Below are 18,653 nucleotides of genomic sequence, written 5' to 3'. Positions count from 1 at the left end.
TCCTCATCCGCTCCGGAGGTACCGGCGCAGCGCGGTCAGCGCTGCTTCCGGCTCGAAGCCGGTCCGGCGGATGCGCCCGAGGTCGAACTCGCTCCGAGCGGGTCGCGGCGCGTAGGTGCGCCCCGCAGCGACAGCGGATGCCGCGTACTCAGCGCTCGTCGTCGCGGTGATCAGTTCGGGGTCGGCGCCGACGAGCGTGAACACCTCGCGCGCGACGTCGAACCAGCTGGTCACCGGGCCGCCGTTGGAGACGTGGTACGTGCCGTACGGCGGCCGGGTCTCGAGCAGGTGGAGGATCGCGCGGGCGAGTTCGTCGGCGAAGGTGAGGCGACCCGTCTGGTCGGCGACCACGGCCGGGGATGCGCCGTCGTCGGCGAGCCGCCGCATGGTGCGCACGAAGTTGGGGCCGTCGCCGACGACCCAGCTCGTCCGCACCAGGTAGTGCTGCGGGACCACCTGCGCGGCGAGTTCGCCCGCGGCCTTCGAGGCACCGTAGACGCCGAGCGGCCCGATCGGCGCGTCCTCCCGGTGCGGAGCGCTGCGGCCGTCGAAGACGTAGTCGGTCGAGACGTGCACGAGGGCGATCCGGCGTCGGATCGCGATCTCGGCGAGCGCGGCGACGGCGGCCGCGTTGACGGCCCAGGCATCGGCGCGGCCCTCGCCCTCCGCCGCGTCGACGGCCGTGTACGCGGCTGCATTGACGATGGTGCCCACGTCGGACCAGTCGTAGCCGGCGATCGACTCGGCGTCGCCGAGGTCGAGGTCGGCACGCGTCGGGAAGCGGACCGGCGCGCCCGGCCCACCGGCGTCGACCGCCGTCTGGTCGATCGCCGCGCGCAGGGCGCGACCGAGCTGTCCGGTCCCGCCGAGCACGAGCGTCGTGCGAGGCGGCACGGGCACCGCGTCCGCGAGCCACGGATTGGAGCGGTCCTTGTCCGAGAGCACGGCCTGCTCGAGCGGAACCGGCCATGCCACGCCGAGGGCGGGGTCGGCCAGGTCGACCGCGGAGTAGACCGCGCCGGGCGACCAGTGGTCGTTCACGAGGTACGTGTACGCGGTGTCGGGCTCGAGGGTCTGGAACGCGTTCGCGACGCCGCGGGGCACGAACACCGTCACTCCAGGGCGCAGTTCGCGGGTGACGACCCGCCCGTGACCGGCGCCGCCACGAAGGTCGACCCAGGCGCCGAATGCGCGCCCGGTCGTCACGCCGACGTACTTGTCCCAGGGTTCGGCGTGGAACCCGCGCGTGGTCCCGACGGCCGCGTTGCAGGACACGTTCTGCTGCACCGGGCCGAAGTCGGGCAGCCCGAGCGCGGTCATCTTCTCGCGCTGCCAGTGCTCGGCGAACCATCCGCGCGCGTCGCCGTGCACCGGATGCTCCACCACGAGCAGCCCGGGGATCTCGGTCGGGAGGACCGCGAGCGGGGTCGGCGCGCCGGTCACCGCCCCAGCTCCGCGTACCGTGCCTCGGCGGCGTCCTTGTGCGGCGCCCACCAGGCCTCGTTCGCCCGGTACCACTCGATCGTGCGTTCCAGCCCGTCGCGGAAGTCGGTGAAGCGCGGTTCCCACCCGGTCTCGGCGCGCAGCTTCGACGCGTCGATCGCGTAGCGGAGGTCGTGGCCGGGGCGGTCGCCGACCAGGTCGTACTCGTCGCGCGGCCGGCCCAGGAGTTCGAGGAGCGTTTCGACGACCTCGCGGTTGCTCCGTTCGCCGTTCGCGCCGATGAGGTAGGTCTCGCCGATTCGTCCGCGCTCGAGGATCGCGAGAACGGCGCTGTTGTGGTCGTCGACATGGATCCAGTCGCGCACGTTCCGCCCGGTGCCGTACAGCTTGGGCCGCTGCCCGCGCAGCACGTTCGTGACCTGCCGCGGGATGAACTTCTCCACGTGCTGGTAGGGCCCGTAGTTGTTCGAGCATCCGCTGATCGTCGCCCGCAGCCCGAAGCTGCGCACCCACGCCGCGACGAGCAGGTCCGATGCCGCCTTGGTCGACGAATAGGGACTCGACGGCCGGTACGCACTCGACTCGGTGAACTTCGCCGGGTCGTCGAGCTCGAGATCGCCGTAGACCTCGTCGGTCGAGATGTGATGGAAGCGGATGTCGCGCCGCCGCGCCGCCTCGATGAGCGTGTAGGTGCCGATCACGTTCGTGTCCAGGAACGGTCGCGGTCCGGCCAGCGAGTTGTCGTTGTGCGACTCCGCCGCGAAATGCACGATCGCGTCGGTCGCCGGGTCGAGCCCGTCGACCAGCCGCCCCACCAGCTCGGCATCCGCGACGTCGCCGCGCACGAACCCGAGCCGCGGGCCCGGCAGGCCCGCCAAGGACATCTGATCGCCCGCATACGTCAGCTTGTCGAGCACGAGGACCTCGTGCTCCGTGTCCGCGAGCACGCGCCGGACGAAGTTCGAGCCGATGAAGCCGGCACCGCCGGTCACGAGCAGCGTGCTCATGCGTGCTCCCGTCCTCGGTCGATCAGGCCGAGCAGGTAGTCGCCGTACCCCGACCTGCGAAGGCCGTCCGCACGCTCCCGCAGCCCGTCATCGTCGATCCACCCCTGACGCCAGGCGACCTCCTCCGGTGCGCCGATCTTCAACCCCTGCCGCCGCTCGACCGAACGCACGAACTCCGTCGCATCCGACAGCGCATCCACCGTCCCGGTGTCGAGCCAGGCCGTGCCGCGCGGCAGCACCTCCACGTGCAGCCGGCCCTGCTCGAGGTAGGTCCGGTTCACGTCCGTGATCTCGAGTTCGCCGCGGGCCGACGGCACGAGCGTCCTGGCGATGTCGATCACCCCGTTGTCGTAGAAGTAGATCCCCGGCACCGCGAAGGCGCTCCTCGGTTCGGCCGGCTTCTCCTCGATCGATCTCGCCCGCCCGTCCGCATCGAACTCGACGACCCCGTACGCGGTCGGATCCGCGACGCGGTACGCGAAGATGACCCCGCCGTCCACGTTGCGGAACCGGCCGAGCTGCTGGCCCATGCCCGGCCCGTAGAACAGGTTGTCGCCGAGCACGAGGCAGACCTCGTCGTCGCCGACGAAGTCCGCTCCGAGCACGAACGCCTGCGCGAGTCCGTCCGGGCGCTCCTGCGCCGCATACGAGATGGACACGCCGAACCGCTCCCCGTCGCCGAGGAGCCTTCGGAACTGCGGGCCGTCGTGCGGGGTGGTGATGACGAGGATGTCGCGGATGCCGGCGAGCATCAGCGTGCTCAATGGGTAGTACACCATCGGCTTGTCGTACACCGGGACCAGCTGCTTCGAAATCCCGAGCGTGACCGGGTGCAGACGCGTACCCGACCCGCCCGCGAGGATGATGCCCTTCATCGACTCGATTCTGCCCGATCGGCGCTCGTGCGACCACGACGCCGCGACGCTCGCTCCGGCATCAGTACGCGCCCTGGGCGTGGAAGACCGCTCGCGCGGTGCGGTACAGGATGATCACGTCGCCCGTGAGGGACCAGTTCTCGACGTAGTAGAGGTCGAGCCGCACGCTGTCGTCCCACGAGAGGTCGGAGCGCCCCTGGGTCTGCCAGAGCCCGGTGATGCCGGGGCGGACGAGCAGTCGCCGGTGCGCCCACTCGTCGTACCTGGCGACCTCGCTCGCGAGCGGGGGCCGCGGTCCGACGAGCGACATGTCGCCTCGGAGCACGTTCCAGAACTGGGGCAGCTCGTCGAGGCTGTACCTGCGCAGCACCGCACCCAGCCGGGTGACCCGCGGGTCGACTCGCATCTTGAACAGCACGCCGTTGCCGTCGGTGCGCTCGGCCAGGTGCGGCAGGCGCGATTCGGCATCGGCCACCATCGAACGGAACTTCAGCATCCGGAAGCGTCGGCCGTTCAGGCCGACCCGCTCCTGGGCGAACAGCGCGGACCCGGGGCTGTCGCGGCGGATCAGGAACCCGACCACGAGGTAGACGGGCGTCAGGACGACGAGCGCGATCGTCGAGACGACGATGTCGAAGGCGCGCTTGGCCGCGTATTTCCTGCCGGTGAACTCGGGGTAGTCGACCTGGATGAGCGGGAGGCCGGCCACGGGGCGTGCGTGGATCCGCGGGCCCGCGACATCCGTCAGGGCCGGCGCGACGACGAGGTTCGTCGAGGTCGCCTCGAGTTGCCAGCCCAGTTCTCGCATCCCGCGCGGGTCGATCGTGTCGGCACCCGTGAAGACGACGGTGTCGGCCCGGGCCTCGCGGAGCACGCGCTCGAGCGATCCGTAGTCGCCGAGGACGGGGATGCCGGGCGCGAGCTCGTGGGCTGCCTCGCCGTGCTCGGTGACGGCACCGACGAGGTGGATGCCGGAGACGCCGTCGCGGAGGATCTGCTCGGCGACGTGCGCCGACTTCTGCCGCTCCCCCATCAGGACCGCACGGTGCAGGAACTGCCCCGCGGCCCGGCGGCGGAGGAGCCACTTGCGCCAGGCCCACCGGCTGAACATCAGCATGACGAGCCCGAGCGGCAATGCCACGAGCACGTAGGCCCGGCCGATGTCGGACCGCAGCAGGAAGGCGAGGATCGCGAGGATCGCGAACACCCGGATGCTGGCGTCGGCGATCCGGCGGTACTCGGCCGTGCCGGCGCCGATGATGGTGCGGTCGCGCGAGCCGAAGATCGCGAGCGACGCGAGCCAGCCGACGACGATGAGCGCGGAGACGAGCGCGTAGTTGAGCAGGAACTCGGCATCGCCGTCGAGGCCGGGGATGCGCAGGGAGGTTCCGGTGGTGCCGAACCTGATGAACTGCGAGCCGTAGACCGCGAACACGATGACGATGAGGTCGGTGACGAGCAGTCGGCGCGCGTAGGAGCGCTGCCATTCCGCGACCAGGTCGGCCGGACTCGTACTCACGGGCTGCCTCGTGAGGGTCATGATCACCTCCGCCGCGAACCTCATCACCCCGGGTGCGCGGACCCCCGTCGTCGGGCCGACGGGCACCCACAGGCTATCCCCGCGGGGTCCTCGATGGTGAGGACCGCGCAGTTTGTCCCCCGAAATGGGGCGGGCCCGTCGTCGTGTCAGGTTCTCCGGCCCTGGAGGTGCCCCCCGCTCTCCTGCAGGTAGCAGACCCCGCACAGCGATTCGTAGGCGACCTCGACCCCGTCGATCGCGACCTGGTCGCCGTCGAAGATGTATCGCCCGCCGACGCGACGGCCGTTGAAGATCGCCTTGCGCCCGCAGCGGCAGATGGTCTTCAGCTCTTCGAGGCTGTGGGCGACCTCGAGCAGTCGCCGGCTGCCCTCGAAGGCGACCGTCTGGAAGTCGGTCCGGATGCCGTATGCGAGCACCGGGACGTCGTCGAGCAGCGCGATCCTCAGGAGATCGTCGACCTGTTCGGTCGTGAGGAACTGCGCCTCGTCGACCAGGAGGCAGCTCACGTCCCGCCCGTGGGCCTCGATGACCGGGGTCCGGTATCGCTGGAACACGTCGAGCACCGGGTCGTCGGGGCCGATGGTGAAGTCCACCCCGCGCACCACGCCGAGCCGCGAGACGATGTCGCGGTCGCCCTTGGTGTCGACCGCGGGCTTGGCCAGCAGCACCCGATGGCCGCGCTCCTCGTAGTTGAACGCGGCCTGCAGCAGCGCAGTCGACTTGCCGGAGTTCATCGCCCCGTAGCGGAAGTACAGCTTCGCCATCTACTCGAGCAGCCCGTCTTCCGCGGCTCGGCGGATCAGCTGGGCGCGTCGGCCGGCGGGCCGGCCCGCCCTGGCGTACTTCTCGCGGGCGCGCCTGAGGTAGGTTTTCGCCGACTCGTACCCGATCTCCATCGTCTCGGCGACGCGCACGGTGGACATGCCCTGCGCGTAGAGCGCGACCGCGCGCCGTTCGGCAGCGCTGAGTGCGGCGTCGGCGGGCGCCGGGATGGCGTCCTCGTCCGCCGCGTCGGCACCGTTCGGCATCCGCTCCCCGCGGAGCGCCCGACGGGCCACCTCGACGACCGCCGCGGTCGACTTCGTCTTCGAGACGAATCCGTCGGCTCCCGCGGCCAGGCATCGCGACTCGGACAGGTCGTCGTCGAGCGCGGTCACCACCACGACCGCCGCGCCCGCGGCCCGGCAGGCCCGGATCCGCGACTCGATCGAGACCGTGTCGCCGAGCTGGAGGTCCATGAGGACCAGGTCGACGGGGAACGCCGGGTGGCGGATCAGGTCGAGCCAGCGGGTCGTGCGGATGGCGACGTCGAAGTCGTCGGCATGATCGCCGATCCAGGTCGCGAGCCCGTCGACGATCAGCGCGTGGTCGTCGAGGATCGCGATCCGCACCGCGTCATCCGCTTCGGTCTCAGTCGTCATATCGCAACTCCACTCGCACATTCTCCCGTGTGATCGCCGCGTCGGCGCGCATGCCCGCCGCGCGCGCCACCGCGAGGAAGCGCTCGAGCTCGCGGCGCGCGGGCGGCTGCCCGGCGACTCGCGCGTCGACCACGACGGTCGATCCGTCGGGCCCTGCGGCCAGCCGCACCCGCAGGTCGCGCGAGCGCCCCTCCGCGGCCAGCCACGACAGCAGGGCGGTCAGCGACGGTCGCTGGTCGCCGTGCATGCGCGACGCGCCCGCATCCGGATCCTCGACCGTCACGGGCAGGTCGCGGGCGACCTCGATCGATGCCGCGAGGTCGTCGAGCCAGGTGGATTCGATCTCGGACTTCAGCGCCCGCCTGAGCATGTCGGCCAACTCGCGGGCCCGGTCGGCATCGGCCACGTCGATGCGGTCGGCCGTCATCACGCCGGCGAGGAACGGCAGGACCTCGCGGCCCAGCACCGAGACCCGCCCCTGCTGGACCGAACGGACGATCCCCGCTCGCACGCCGCCGTCGCGGTCGAGCGCGATGGCATTCGACTTCCGCTGCCACGCGAGGCTCTCGCCGACGATCGTCGCCGAGTACGCGGCTGCGGCGGCCGTCATGGCGAGGACCACGACGGAGTCGACCGCCACGAGCGCGACCGTCGGCGTGAACTCGACCGCGGATGCCGCGGCATTCGATCCGACGGCCAGGATCGTGAGCACGGCGGCGGAGACGACGCCGGCCACGAGCAGCGCGAGCCACGTGCAGTACGGTGCGACCGAGAGGATCAGCATCCCGACGACGATCGGTCCGTAGTCGTCGTACAGGTACCGGTTCGCCCCGAACGTGCTGAGGAACTCGGCGATGGCGCCGCCGAGCGCCAGCGCAACCGTCAGCCAGAGACGGTCGACCCCGAACGGCGCGCGAGACGGAGCCGCCGACACGGCCGCGGCGACCCCCGCTGCCGCGACGAGCGCGACGCCGGCGAGCGCGGCTGCCGGCGAGCCGACCTCGGCCCGGTGCCAGTACGTGAGGGCGACCGACACGAGCACCGCGAGTGCGGCTCCGACCTGCACGAGCCGCGTCGCCGCGATGCCGCCGATCGGGTCGACCTCCTGTTGCGTGAGTCGGAGCGCCGCGCTCATGCGCCTCCCTCCGGGACGGCCAGCAGGACCGTCGTGCCGATGCCCGGCCGGGACCAGACGCGGGCGGTGCCGCCCTCCTGCTCGATCCTGGCGCGGATCGAGGTGCGCAGCCCGATCCGGTCCTCGGACACCCGGTCGGGGTCGAAGCCCCGCCCGGCGTCGACGACGACCACCGACACCTCGCCGTCGGCGGGTCCGACTGCGACCTCGGCCGTGTCGACGCCGGCGTGGCGGGCGACGTTGATCAGGCACTGCAGGACTGCGGATGCGAGCGCCTCGCGCCGTCGCGGGCCGATGAGCGCGAGCGCGTCGAGGTCGCCCGTGAGCACCACGGCGACACCGGCCTCCTCGGCCGCCGCGACGACGCTCGCCAATGCCGCCCCCGGATCCTCAGCGGCGCGTACGGCTCCAGCGGCAGATACCGCGCGCCCCGCACCGGGAACGCCCGCCGCCTCGACCCCGGCATCCTCACCGTGCTCGGCCGCCCAGTCCCGGCCCACGATGAGGGCGAGGTCGTGCCGGATGCCGGCGCGCAGGCGCTCGTCGACCGGTCCGGAGCCCGCCGCCGCGATCGCGATGAGGTGGCTGAGCGCCGTGTCGTGCAGCCTGGCGATGGCGCGGAGTTCGTAGTCGTGGCGGATGGCGAGCTCTCGCGTCTGCTGGCTGGCCCGGTGCAGCGCCGCCTCACGGCGGTCCTCGCCCCTCGTCAGCGAGTCGTAGACGCGCGCGACGACCAGGATGCCGAGGGCGGCCGCGGCGGCCGTGCTCGGCACCCAGGGCGTGCCCGTCGCCGCGGCGCCGAGCATCGTCGCCGCTTCCCCCATCCCCCATCCGAGCCCGGCCCAGGCGATCGCGATGCGCGATCCGATCCCGGCTCCGCCGATGAGCAGGAGGGCCGCGCGCGGCATGGCCAGCACGGCGTTGTTCGTGGACTCGAATCCGAGGCCCTCGGACATGACGAGCACGGTGAGCCCGAAGACCGCGACCGTGCCGCCGAGCAGCGCGAGCACCGTGGTGGCCACGTTGGGCCTGATGACGACGAGCACGAACAGGAGGGCCTGGCCGCCGAGGAGCGTGAGCGCGAGGATCGCCGACTCGCGGCTCGGGGCACCGTCGATGCCCGGCGCCGCGACGAGCGAAGCCCCCGCGACGGCGAGCGCCGAGGCGAGGCACACGGCACCCGCGGCGTGACCTGCGCCGGTGAGGGCCCGGCTCAGGGACGCCCGGGCGAGGTGCTCGGGCAGGCCCAGGGTCATTCGTGCTCCGATCCCGGCCGCGCAGGGGTACACGGCACTGGCCGGATTATCTCAGGCCGGAGGGCGATCGTCCCAGCGGTGTCCGGCCCGGCGGCCGCCGGGCCCGATCGCGCGGCCGCGTCGACGGCTCGCGCGGCCGCCTCAGAACAGCATTCCCGGCGCCGCGCCTGCGCCGGGTCCGGCACGGTCGCCGACCGCGTGGGCTGCGCCGAGCGTGCGGCGGGTCGCGTTCGCGTGCGGCGTCGCCGACGAGCGGATGCCTCCGGTCACGACGTCTTCGCGCCCGCGCTCGAGCCCGTGCGACCTGAGCAGGGGCCGGATGCGCTCGCCGAGCCAGGCGCGGTACTCCTTCGGTGCGTACGCCGCCGAGCCCGGGTACATCGCGCGGTAGCGGGGCACGAGCTCGGGGTGCTCGCGTTCGAGCCAGGCGAAGAACCACGGCTTGACCGACCCGCGCAGATGGAGTGCGGCGTGGACGACGCTCGTGGCGCCGGCGGCCCGGATGCGGGCGAACGCGGCGTCGAGGTGAGCTCGCGTGTCGGTGAGGTATGGGAGCACCGGCATGAGGAACACCGTGCAGTCGAACCCGGCTTCGCGCACGGCCGTGACGGTCGCGAGCCGGGCTGCGGCGCTCGGGGTGCCCGGTTCGAGCGAGCGCTGGAGCTGATCGTCGACCACGGCGATCGACACGGCGAGGTCGACCGCGACGTGTTCGCGCGCATCGGCGAGCAGCGGCAGGTCTCGGCGCAGCAGCGTGCCCTTGGTCAGGACGCTGAACGGGGTTCCGCTGCCCGCGAGCGCCTCGATGATGCCCGGCATGAGCTCGTAGCGCCCCTCGGCCCGCTGGTACGGGTCGGTGTTCGTGCCGAGCGCGACGGGTTCGCGGTTCCACGATGCCCTGGCGAGCTCGCGGCGGAGCACGTCGGCGACGTTGACCTTGACGATGAGCTGCCGGTCGAAGTCGTCTCCGGCGTCGAGGTCGAGGTACTCGTGGGGTCGGTCGCGCGAAGCAGTACACGCAGGCGTGGCTGCATCCGCGGTACGCGTTGACGGTCCACCCGAACGGCATCGACGATCGGCCGGGACCTTGTTCAGCGCGGACTTCGCGAGCACCTCGTGGAAGGTCACGCCCGCGAACTCGGGCGCCCGAACGCTCCGGACGAGCGAGTTCAGCCGCGCGAGCCCCGGCAGGGTTCCTGCCTGCTCGACGCCGAGCTCCTGGTCGTTCCACCTCACCCGAAGAGTCGAACACATCTTCTGGGTATCTGCCTAAGTGAAGTAGGCTGAGTTCGTGGCCGAGCGCCCCGTTGGCGGGGTCGATTATCCGCGGACCTATCAGGAGCTGCGCGATTGGTTCCCGGACGATGCCGCGTGTTTGGAGTATCTTGCCCAGCTGCGGTGGCCGGACGGGTTCGTCTGCGCCGAGTGCCGGGGACGGGAGTTTTGGCTCACGGGCGCCGGCCTACGGATGTGTCGTGCCTGTGCTCGTCGGACGTCAGTGACCGCGGGCACGATCTTCCACCGCACGCGGATGCCGTTGTCGACGTGGTTCGCGGCCGTGTGGTTCGTGACCTCGCAGAAGAACGGCATGTCCGCCCAGGGACTGCAGCGGGTGCTCGGCCTGTGGTCCTACGAGACCGCGTGGGCATGGATGCACAAGCTGCGCCGGGCCATGGTGCGCCCGGACCGCGACCTGCTGCACGGCGTGGTCGAAGTCGACGAGACCTTCGTCGGCGGCGTCAGCGGCGGACACTTGGGCGCGAGCACCGGCAAAGCGACGGTAATGGTCGCCGTCGAGAAGCCCGGCCCGGGCCGCAAGCTCGGCCGGATTCGGCTCGGACTTGCGGACCGGCCGGGCACCCTCGGGCTCGTTACGTTCACGCAGAACACCGTTGTACAGGGCTCGACAATCCATACGGACGGCGCACGGATGATGCGCCGACTCGCCGACCTGGGGTACACCCACGAGTACGCCACCGGGTACAACGCGCCCGACCCGACCGCGGTGCTGCCAGGCGTGCACCTGACCGCCTCGCTACTCAAGCGCTGGCTGACCGGCACCCTGCACTACGGCGTCGCCGAGCACCAACTGCCTTACTACCTCGACGAGTTCACGTATCGGTTCAACCGCCGCGACTCCACCAGCCGCGGGCTGCTGTTCTACCGGCTCCTCCAGCAAGCCGTGCACACCGACCCGCACCCGCTCCGAGACCTTCTCGACCCTGAATCGAACCCCTACTTGAGTTGAGGGCCAGATCGACATCGGGGCGGTTCGTCCAATTCGCTAGCTCCATGGCACGAACAGCCCCGACTGCAGTTGATATCCGCGTTCGCCGCGAGGCTTGCCAGACTCCGCGTGCTCCATCATGTGGATCGAAAGCAGGCGAAACGCAGCGAGTTCTGGTGGAACATCCGGCCAGAGCGATCTGGAATCGCTCTCGATCGTCGGCAGCGCGGCAGCGAGCTCGTCCGCAGACACCTTGAACGGCACGAGTTCGCCGGGCATGCACCAGATCATGACCGACTCACGTTCGAGATCACCGCTGTTGCGACTGTCCACCGCCTTGAGGTGCGCGAAGAAGCGAGCAAGCTGTGTCATGAAACGGGGTAGCCGGTAATGACACGATCGTTCGAAGCGCCAACGGGAACGTAGACCATGTAGCTCTTGGCGGTCGCGCCGGAGTTGTACGCCCGGTTCTGAATCGGCGCCGTGTACGTGTACGTGTCATTGCTCGCCTTGTAGGGAGCGGAAAGCGGCTGCCCCACGGTTCCACTCATCGCCCACTTGGCAAACTGATCCCACGTGCCGCCCAGCTTGTACGTCGTGACGATCCTCTGCCAATCACTCCCGTGCCGATCGGCGATGTGACGCCAGCCCCAGCTGAGGGTGCCGCACTGTAGAAGGGCGACCCCATCCGGACGACGCCGCTGCCAGGCCACGATGTGTGTGGTTGATGACTGCCCCGACGTACAACCGGGCGCAGAAAGCATCGGAGACACGGTGACCTCGTCCGGGTCGTATACCTCCCCGTTCATCACAACCTCGTACAGGGGCTGTTCGGCGGGTGGCGGCGTCGGCTTGGCATACGCGGGCGCCGCCGGCACCGCGAGCCCGGTCACCGTGAGCGCGACAACCAATCCAACCCAACCGCGCCGCCGAGCCGCGCTTCCGTTTCCAACACTCTGTCGAACCTTCACATCCATCTCCGTTCCGTCGCTCCTCGATGAACGACTGGGATGAACGTATCTGCGCAAGCAGCAACAGGGCTTGTCGGACCTTTAGCCGACTTGCTGATCCGCGGATACGGATGGTACGGAGACCAACTTCACTTAAACAGATACCCAGAACACATCTTCGAATCTCGTGCAACCGGGCCGCCCGGTCGAGCCTCGCGGATGCGGGCTACGCTGGTTCGATGCCCACGTCGCCGCGCCCGGCTCGTCGCGCGCTCGCGCGGCGCCGCGTGGTGCTCGCGCTGGTTGGGGTCGTGTACGCCGTCGCGCTCGGGTTCGTGCTGTTCTGGCCGGTCCACGTCGACGGCGAGGGCGGCCTGATCCGCGTCGACGGGCTCATCGAGGCCCTGGCGCGATTCGGCATGCCCGCGCACATCCGCTACCCGGTGGTGCAGTCCGGACTGAACGCCGTGCTGTTCCTGCCGTTCGGCGCGCTGTGGGCGGCTTGGTTCGCCCGGCCGCGAATCCACCTCGTCCTCTCCGCAGGGCTGCTCGCAGCGGCGGTGAGCCTGTCGGCCGAGCTCGCCCAGTCCGCGTACCTCCCCGGTCGCACGTACGATCTCCGCGACGTGCTGGCCAATTCGGTCGGCGCGGCGATCGGTGCACTCGCGGTGGTGCTCGGCGCGCAGAGCGTCCGACCGGCAACTGCGGCTCGGGATGCCGCGGCGCCCGGGGCTGCGGCATCCGTCGCCGAGGCTCAGCGACCCGACGCCCGGTGACCCGACGCCCGGTGACCCGACGCGACCAGCGCGATCTCATCCCCCGCCCACCGTCGACGCAGCCAGCGGTCGTGGCTGGCCACGACGACCGCGCCGGGGAACGTGCCGAGCGCGTCCTCGAGTTCGCCGGCCAGCGCGAGCGAGAGGTGGTTGGTCGGCTCGTCGAGGAGGAACACGTGCGGCGGTGCCGCGACGACGAGCGCGAGTGCGAGCCGGCGCTGCTGCCCGACCGAGAGCCGCCCGACCGGTCGGTCGAGGTCGCGCGGCGAGATCAGGCCGAGCCCCGAGAGCGGCACGCGCTGGGCCCGGCGTTCGCCGAGCGTGCGCTCGTAGGCGGCCCGAGGCGTCACCTCCGGGTCGGCGAACCGCACGTCCTGCTCGAGGAGCGCGACGCGCACCCCGCGTCGACGGCGCACGGTCCCGCGATCGGCCGCGAGTCGGCCCGCGAGCACGTCGAGCAACGTCGACTTGCCTGCCCCGTTCGCCCCGGTGACGAGCAGTCGCGCGTTCGCGCTCACGCGCAGCGCGGGCACGCAGAGCCGCCCTTCGACGGCGAGGTCCGAGACCTCCAGCACGGGTCCGGCGTCCACAGACGGCGCGTGCGCGCCTGGCGGGATCCCGGCGAACTCGAGCGGCGCGGGCGGCGCAGCGACCTGGGTGCGTTCGAGTTCGGACCATCGCGCCCGCGCGTCCCGGACGCGCCGTGCGACGGCCGTCGCGACGTTCTCGCCCTTGAAGTGGGCGATGAACTTGTCGCGGTCGGTCGGCGCCCGGCCGTGCGCGACATCGCGTGCGCCCTCCGCCACGGCACCCCGCAACCGGCGCAGTTCCGACTGCTCGGCGTCGTGGCGCCGCCGCCATCGGTCGCGATCACTCTCCCTGACCGCGAGGTACTCGCTGAACGACCCGCCGAAGGCGGTGCCGACGGATGCCGCGAGCTGCGCCTCCCGGCTGACGGCACCCGGTTCGCGGTCCCGCGGCGACGACGGTCCGGCCGCGGCATCCGCTGCCCGCACCTGCCCCGGATCGAGGTCGAGCAGGCCGGTCGCGACCCGGTCCAGGAACTCGCGGTCGTGACTTGCGAAGACGACCGGACCGCGCCAGGCCCGCAGGGCCTGCTCGAGGTGGTCCGCGGCGGCATCGTCGAGGTGGTTCGTCGGCTCGTCGAGCAGGAGCGCCTCGGGCGAGGAGAGCAGCAGCGCCGCGAGCGCGAAGCGGCTGCGCTGCCCGCCGGAGAGTTCGCCGACCCGGCGCGCGCGGTCGACCCGCCCGATGCCGAGGCCGTCGAGCAGTTCGTCGCGCCGACGCTCGATCGACCAGACGTCGACGCGTTCGGCCGCGTCCAGCGCGGCCGCATACCGCTCGGCTGCGGCGGCCGCCGCCCGCGCGTCACCCGGTTCGTCGCCGAGGGCCGCAGCCGCGGCATCCAGTTCGCGTTCGAGATCGCGCACCTCGCCGACGGCGGCCTCGAGGACCTCGCCCGCGACGGCGTCTGCCGGGAACGGCGGTTCCTGATGGAGCAGCCCGGTGCGCGCGGGTCGCGCGATGCGGCCGAGGACGCGGGCGCCGGGCGGGTCGATGCCGGCGAGGACGGCCAGCAGCGTGGACTTGCCGGCACCGTTCTCGCCGATGAGGCCGAGCCGTCGCCCCGGCGCGACGATCACGTCGAGGTCGGCGAAGACGGGGCGGTCGCCGAAGGCGACCGAGAGTCCGTCGGCGTGCAGGTGTGCGGCACGGGTGGTGGGGTCGAGCGAAGATCGCATGCGGAAGGGATCCCTTCACGAGTCGTGGATCCCGCCGGGCACGTGCCGTCGTCAGGGTGCGCAGCCGCGATCGCGCTCGCGATCGGTACGGAACAGGCACACCCCGGTGTCGACGGCGCCTCGGGCGCGGGACGGTGGGATGTGCTCACTTCATAGCGCCGTCGACGATAGCAGACGGCGGTGCTCATCGCCGAAGAGCGGATGCCACGCGGCATCCGCTCTTCGGCCCTCAGGCGGTCAGCTTCAGCGTCGCCGCGGTCCGGGCGAGCGATTCGGCGGCCGCCTCGGGGTCGTCGGAGAGCGTGGAGCCGTAGGACGGGATCATCTCGCGGATCGCGGGCTCCCACTCGCCGATCCGGTCGGGGAAGCACGTGCCGAGCACCTCGAGCATGATCGGCACCGCGGTCGACGCGCCCGGCGAGGCGCCGAGCAGGCCCGCGATGCTGCCGTCGGCGCCCGAGATCACCTCGGTGCCGAACTGCAGGATGCCGCCCTTCTCCGGGTCCTTCTTCATGACCTGCACGCGCTGGCCGGCGGTGATGAGCTCCCAGTCGGCGGACTTCGCGGTCGGCATGAACTCCCGGAGCGCGTCGAGCTTCTTCTCGCGCGACGCCATGAGCTCGCCCACGAGGTACTTGACCAGGTCGAAGTTGCGCAGTCCCACCTGGAGCATGGGGATGAGGTTGTGCAGCCGGATCGAGAACGGCAGGTCGAACCACGTGCTCGTCTTGAGGAACTTCGGCGTGAAGCCGGCGTACGGTCCGAACAGCAGCGACGCCTCGCCGTCGACCACGCGCGTGTCGAGGTGCGGGACCGACATGGGCGGCGCGCCGACGGCGGCCTTGCCGTAGACCTTCGCCTGGTGCTGCGCGACGATCTTCGGGTTGGTGGTCTTCAGGAACTGGCCGGAGATCGGGAACCCGCCGTAGCCGCGGATCTCGCGGATGCCGGACTGCTGCAGGAGGGCGAGTGCGCCGCCGCCGGCGCCGACGAACACGAAGCGGGCCCGGACCACCTCGGGGGTGCCGCCGACGAGGTTGCGGACCTTGATGCGCCAGGTACCGTCCTTCAGCCGCTTGAGCCCGATGACCTGGTGATCGGTGCGGATCTCGGCGCCGCGCGACTCGATGTCCTGCAGGAGCTGCACGGTGAGGGCGCCGTAGTCGACGTCGGTTCCGGAGTCGATGCGGGTCGCCGCGATCTTCGCCTTCGGGTTGCGCTTCTTCGCCAGCAGCGGTGCCCACTCGGCGATCGTGTCGAGGTCTTCGGTGTACCGGAGGCCGTCGAAGAGCGGCTGGCCTTCGAGGGCGGCGACGCGACGCTTGAGGTAGTCGACGTTGGAGCGGCCGCGCACGAACGTCATGTGCGGAGTCGAGTTGATGAAGCTCCGCGGGTCGTCGAGTGCGCCCGATTCGACGAGGTGGGCCCAGTACTGCCGGCTGACCTGGAACTGCTCGTTGATCGACACGGCCTTGGCCGGGCTCAGGCTGCCGTTCGCCGACTCGGGCATGTAGTTGAGCTCGCACAGCGCGGCGTGCCCGGTGCCCGCGTTGTTCCACGGGTTGGAGGACTCCTGCGCGACACGGCCGAGGCGCTCGTAGAGTCGGATGCTCCACTCGGGCTGCAGCCTCGAGAGCAGGGAGCCGAGCGTGGCGCTCATGATGCCCCCGCCGATCAGTACGACGTCGACCGTGTCCTCGGATTTCACGCGTTCCAGTGTATGGGCGGTCGGATGTACGCGTTGACCAGCGCGGTCATGCTCGGGAGCCGTCGTGTCCAGTAGGATGCGCTTCCGCGCGCCGAAGGGCCCGCCCCGGCGGATGGCCGGGACGGGCCCTCGAGTCGCCTGGATCAGACCGCGGTCGGCAGCTTCGCGGCGACGAGCTCGGCGATCTGCACGGCGTTCAGCGCCGCACCCTTGCGCAGGTTGTCGTTGGAGACGAACAGCACCAGGCCCTTGCCCTCGGGCGCGGACTGGTCCTGCCGGATGCGACCGACGTAGCTCGGGTCGTTGCCTGCGGCCTGGAGGGGCGTGGGGATGTCGCTGAGCTCGACGCCCGGCGCGACCGCGAGCAGCTCGGTCGCGCGCTCGGGCGTGATCGGGTTGGCGAACTCGGCGTGGATGGAGAGCGAGTGGCCGGTGAAGACGGGCACGCGCACGCACGTGCCCGCGACGCGCAGGCCGGGCAGCTCGAGGATCTTGCGGCTCTCGTTGCGGAGCTTCTTCTCTTCGTCGGTCTCGAGGTCGCCGTCGTCGACGATCGACCCCGCGAGCGGGATGACGTCGAACGCGATCGGCCGGGGGAACTTCTGCGGCTCGGGCAGCGTCACCGCGCCGCCGTCGTGCACGAGCTCGATGGCGTCCTGTTCGACGGCCGCACGGGCCTGCTCGAGCAGTTCCTCGCCGCCGGCGAGGCCCGCGCCCGACACGGCCTGGTACGTCGAGACGACGAGGCGTTCGAGGCCGGCCTCGTCGTGCAGCACCTTGAGCACGGGCATCGCGGCCATGGTGGTGCAGTTCGGGTTGGCGATGATGCCCTTCTTCGCCTCGTCGATCGCGTGCGGGTTCACCTCGCTGACGACGAGCGGGACCTCGGGGTCCATGCGCCATCCGCTGGAGTTGTCGATGACGGTGACGCCCGCCGCCGCGAACCGCGGCGCCTGGGCCTTGGAGAGCGTCGCGCCAGCGGAGAAGATCGCGAGGTCGAGGCCGGTGGGGTCGGCGGTCGAGGCGTCCTCGACGACGACCTGCTCGCCCCGGAACGGCAGGGTCGTGCCCGCCGAGCGTGCCGATGCGAAGAAGCGGATGGTGGCGACGGGGAAGTCGCGCTCCTCGAGGAGCCGACGCACCACGGCGCCGACCTGCCCGGTGGCGCCGACGACGCCGATGTTCACTCCGTGTGCCATGGTGGCCTCCTTACCTGCCGGTTCCCGCGTGGACGACGGCGTCGTCGTCGCCGTCGAGGTCGAATGCCGTGTGCACGGCCTTGGCTGCCGCGTTCACGCTGTCGGCCCGTGTGACGACCGAGATGCGGATCTCGCTGGTGGAGATCATCTCGATGTTGATGCCGGCCTCGTAGAGGGCTTCGAACAGCTTCGCGGAGATGCCGGTCGCCGAGCGCATGGCCGCGCCGACGAGGGAGAGCTTGCCGATCTGGTCGTCGTACTGCAGCGACTGGTACGAGAGCGAGTCCTGAGCGGATGTCAGCGCCTGCAGCGACTTCTCACCGTCGGACTTCGGCACGGTGAACGAGATGTCGGTGCGGCCGGTGGATGCCGCGGAGACGTTCTGGACGATCATGTCGACGTTCGCGTGGGTGCCGGCGAGGATCTTGAAGATCTTCGCCGCGGCACCGGGGACGTCGGGCACGCCGACGACGGTGATCTTGACCTGGGACAGGTCGATCGCGACTCCGGCGATGACGGACTCTTCCACTGCTTCTCCTTCGGGAAGACGCTCGGGGTCGTACACGACGGTCCCCTCGCTGTTGTTGAACGACGACCGGACGTGCAGGGTGACGCCGTGCCTGCGGGCGTACTCGACGGCCCGGATGTGCAGCACCTTGGCACCCGAACCTGCGAGTTCGAGCATCTCCTCGCTCGTGATGCGGTCGAGCTTGCGCGCCTTCTTCACGACCCGCGGGTCGGAGGTGAAGACGCCGTCGACGTCGGTGTAGATCTCGCACACGTCGGCGCCGAGGGCGGCGGCGAGTGCGACGGCGGTGGTGTCGCTGCCGCCGCGGCCGAGGGTGGTGATGTCGCGCGATTCGCGGCTGAAGCCCTGGAAGCCGGCGACGATGACGACGGCGCCCTCGTCGAGCGCCTCGCGGAGTCGGACGGGGGTGACGTCGACGATGCGTGCGGCGCCGTGCACGGAGTCGGTGATCATGCCGGCCTGGCTGCCGGTGAAGGAACGTGCGTCGTGGCCGAGCGCCTTGATCGCCATGGCGAGCAGCGCCATGGAGATGCGCTCGCCCGAGGAGAGCAGCATGTCGAGTTCGCGGGGTGCCTGGATCGGGGTGACCTCGTTGGCGAGGTCGAGCAGTTCGTCGGTCGAATCGCCCATCGCCGAGACGGCGACGACGACGTCGTTGCCGGCCCTGCGGGTCTCGACGATGCGCTTGGCGACCCGCTTGATGCTCTCTGCATCGGCGACGGACGAACCGCCGAATTTCTGCACGATCAGGCTCACGTGGTCTCCCGGGGAATGTGGGCGCAGGCGGGCCGACGGGCCCGTCGTCGGAGCCTTCATCATACGGC

General features: G+C 70.9%; 16 protein-coding genes and 1 pseudogene. 2 read left to right on the top strand and 15 right to left on the bottom strand.

The window, feature by feature from the left end; translation table 11 throughout:
• Window positions 1-3 precede the first annotated feature (3 nt).
• The 9 genes and pseudogenes from DSM26151_RS03910 to DSM26151_RS03870 form a co-directional block, all read right to left on the bottom strand.
• Window positions 4-1,443, bottom strand: coding sequence for a sugar nucleotide-binding protein (locus DSM26151_RS03910; RefSeq protein WP_234661119.1), 1,440 nt, complete (start codon window positions 1,441-1,443; stop codon window positions 4-6).
• Complete coding sequence (gene rfbB / locus DSM26151_RS03905; protein WP_234661118.1) at window positions 1,440-2,450, bottom strand: dTDP-glucose 4,6-dehydratase; 1,011 nt, start codon at window positions 2,448-2,450, stop codon at window positions 1,440-1,442. Before rfbB ends, DSM26151_RS03910 begins: the two co-directional genes overlap by 4 nt.
• Window positions 2,447-3,325 carry a glucose-1-phosphate thymidylyltransferase RfbA gene (gene rfbA, locus DSM26151_RS03900; protein ID WP_234661117.1) on the bottom strand — a complete coding sequence of 293 codons (879 nt, stop codon included), beginning with the start codon at window positions 3,323-3,325 and terminating at the stop codon, window positions 2,447-2,449. The genes rfbB and rfbA overlap by 4 nt, the downstream gene beginning before the upstream one ends.
• Window positions 3,326-3,386: 61 nt before the next feature.
• Window positions 3,387-4,865, bottom strand: coding sequence for a sugar transferase (locus DSM26151_RS03895; RefSeq protein WP_234661116.1), 1,479 nt, complete (start codon window positions 4,863-4,865; stop codon window positions 3,387-3,389).
• 146 nt (window positions 4,866-5,011) lie between these two features.
• A complete protein-coding gene (locus DSM26151_RS03890; RefSeq protein ID WP_234661115.1) occupies window positions 5,012-5,629 on the bottom strand; it encodes a thymidine kinase in 618 nt (205 codons plus the stop codon).
• Entirely contained in the window at window positions 5,630-6,286 is a 657-nt protein-coding gene (locus tag DSM26151_RS03885; protein WP_234661114.1) for a response regulator, read from the bottom strand. It lies immediately after the preceding gene.
• Window positions 6,276-7,421: a hypothetical protein gene (locus tag DSM26151_RS03880; RefSeq protein ID WP_234661113.1), complete on the bottom strand. Its 1,146-nt coding sequence runs from the start codon at window positions 7,419-7,421 to the stop codon at window positions 6,276-6,278. The genes DSM26151_RS03885 and DSM26151_RS03880 overlap by 11 nt, the downstream gene beginning before the upstream one ends.
• Window positions 7,418-8,677, bottom strand: a complete 1,260-nt coding sequence (locus DSM26151_RS03875) for a sensor histidine kinase (protein WP_234661112.1) — start codon at window positions 8,675-8,677, stop codon at window positions 7,418-7,420. The genes DSM26151_RS03880 and DSM26151_RS03875 overlap by 4 nt, the downstream gene beginning before the upstream one ends.
• Window positions 8,678-8,818: 141 nt before the next feature.
• Window positions 8,819-9,913: pseudogene (locus DSM26151_RS03870) on the bottom strand (Rv2578c family radical SAM protein).
• A gap of 55 nt (window positions 9,914-9,968) precedes the next feature.
• On the opposite strand from DSM26151_RS03870, the gene DSM26151_RS03865 reads away from it, so the two are divergent.
• On the top strand, window positions 9,969-10,925 hold the full coding sequence (locus tag DSM26151_RS03865; RefSeq protein ID WP_234661111.1) for an IS1595 family transposase: 957 nt from the start codon (window positions 9,969-9,971) through the stop codon (window positions 10,923-10,925).
• A 36-nt stretch (window positions 10,926-10,961) separates the two neighbouring features.
• Here the strand turns inward: DSM26151_RS03865 and DSM26151_RS03860 are convergent, their stop codons facing one another.
• Both DSM26151_RS03860 and DSM26151_RS03855 read right to left on the bottom strand, forming a co-directional pair.
• On the bottom strand, window positions 10,962-11,276 hold the full coding sequence (locus DSM26151_RS03860) for a hypothetical protein (RefSeq protein WP_234661110.1): 315 nt from the start codon (window positions 11,274-11,276) through the stop codon (window positions 10,962-10,964).
• Window positions 11,273-11,881 (bottom strand): hypothetical protein, encoded by a 609-nt coding sequence (locus DSM26151_RS03855; RefSeq protein ID WP_234661109.1) that lies wholly within the window; start codon window positions 11,879-11,881, stop codon window positions 11,273-11,275. The genes DSM26151_RS03860 and DSM26151_RS03855 overlap by 4 nt, the downstream gene beginning before the upstream one ends.
• A 212-nt stretch (window positions 11,882-12,093) precedes the next feature.
• Here DSM26151_RS03855 and DSM26151_RS03850 point away from each other — a divergent pair, with 212 nt between their 5' ends.
• A complete protein-coding gene (locus DSM26151_RS03850) occupies window positions 12,094-12,630 on the top strand; it encodes a VanZ family protein (protein ID WP_234661108.1) in 537 nt (178 codons plus the stop codon).
• Here the strand turns inward: DSM26151_RS03850 and DSM26151_RS03845 are convergent.
• The 4 genes from DSM26151_RS03845 to DSM26151_RS03830 form a co-directional block, all read right to left on the bottom strand.
• Complete coding sequence (locus DSM26151_RS03845) at window positions 12,609-14,393, bottom strand: ABC-F family ATP-binding cassette domain-containing protein (RefSeq protein WP_234661107.1); 1,785 nt, start codon at window positions 14,391-14,393, stop codon at window positions 12,609-12,611. The two genes, DSM26151_RS03850 and DSM26151_RS03845, sit on opposite strands and share 22 nt — an antisense overlap.
• 229 nt (window positions 14,394-14,622) lie before the next feature.
• Window positions 14,623-16,053: a malate:quinone oxidoreductase gene (locus DSM26151_RS03840; RefSeq protein WP_234661786.1), complete on the bottom strand. Its 1,431-nt coding sequence runs from the start codon at window positions 16,051-16,053 to the stop codon at window positions 14,623-14,625.
• Between the two features lie 191 nt (window positions 16,054-16,244).
• On the bottom strand, window positions 16,245-17,300 hold the full coding sequence (locus DSM26151_RS03835) for an aspartate-semialdehyde dehydrogenase (protein ID WP_234661106.1): 1,056 nt from the start codon (window positions 17,298-17,300) through the stop codon (window positions 16,245-16,247).
• Window positions 17,301-17,310: 10 nt separating this feature from the next.
• Window positions 17,311-18,585 (bottom strand): aspartate kinase, encoded by a 1,275-nt coding sequence (locus DSM26151_RS03830; RefSeq protein WP_234661105.1) that lies wholly within the window; start codon window positions 18,583-18,585, stop codon window positions 17,311-17,313.
• Window positions 18,586-18,653 lie beyond the last annotated feature (68 nt).

The sequence above is a fragment of the Agromyces marinus genome (genome assembly GCF_021442325.1).
GTDB lineage: Bacteria > Actinomycetota > Actinomycetes > Actinomycetales > Microbacteriaceae > Agromyces > Agromyces marinus.
Note: the sequence above shows the minus strand (reverse complement) of the source record. Positions and strands in the feature narration are given on the sequence as shown.